Annotated in this window: 1 pseudogene; it reads left to right on the top strand. The window is 56.7% G+C overall.

The annotated features are described in order from the left end of the window. Positions 1–903 (top strand): annotated as a pseudogene (locus A3754_RS28305) (sensor histidine kinase); the annotation flags it as partial.

Below are 903 nucleotides of genomic sequence, written 5' to 3'. Positions count from 1 at the left end.
TCTCTCGCCGCCTTCTTGTGGAACTACCCGCGCCAGTTCCCTTCACGTTGGCTCACCACAGGGTTTTATCTGGCATTTTGCGTAGCCATTGTCATCGATCAAACTCAACAGGTGGCCAGCCCTGTTGACGGTTTCCATTCCTGGGTAATGGCAATCTTTCTGGCAGGACTGCTGGGGTCAATCTGGCAGTGGCGGCAGACAAGACAGCAACCGGGTGACCGCTCCGCATTACGTTGGGTCGTCATTTCCATTGTTGCGGGTACCGCTTTTTTTGCCGGCGGCATGATCCTTCCTGCGATGCTTCAGATCGCGCAACCAGCGTCACAGGGGCTGCTTTTCACGACCTTCCTGCTGATGTATCTGGGCATGGCACTGGGCGTGGTAAGGCATCGGCTTTTCGCACTCGAACCGTGGTGGTTTTCGTTATGGTCCTGGTTGCTGGGCGGCCTCTTTATCATGCTCACGGATCTGTTGCTGGCCATGATGCTCAGCCTGTCCGGGCCGCTCACCCTGACCCTGTCCGTAGCCTTTATTGGCTGGCTTTACTTTCCTCTACGCCAGTATCTGTGGAGAAGAATGTTTCTCCGCCAGCGCCAGGAGCTGGATGAATGGCTGGCCCAGGCGCTGCCCGCCATGCTCGCCCAACAGGAAACCCAAACCGAATCCGGCATGGAGCAAGCACTGAGAGCGGTATTCCAACCCCTTTCCATAGAAGCGCTTGCTACAGTCAATGCACACATCAGCATCCCTGACAAAGGGCAAACCCTGATCGTTCCAGCTCCCCTGGAGCAACGCACCTGGAAGCTGCAGCACGCCCAACAGGGTGGCCGCATCTTCAATCGACAGGACATCCATATTGCCGGCCTTGTATTGTCTCTGCATCAGCTGGTCACCCAAGCCAGG

This window comes from Alcanivorax sp. HI0083 (assembly GCF_001635175.1).
Note: the sequence above shows the minus strand (reverse complement) of the source record. Positions and strands in the feature narration are given on the sequence as shown.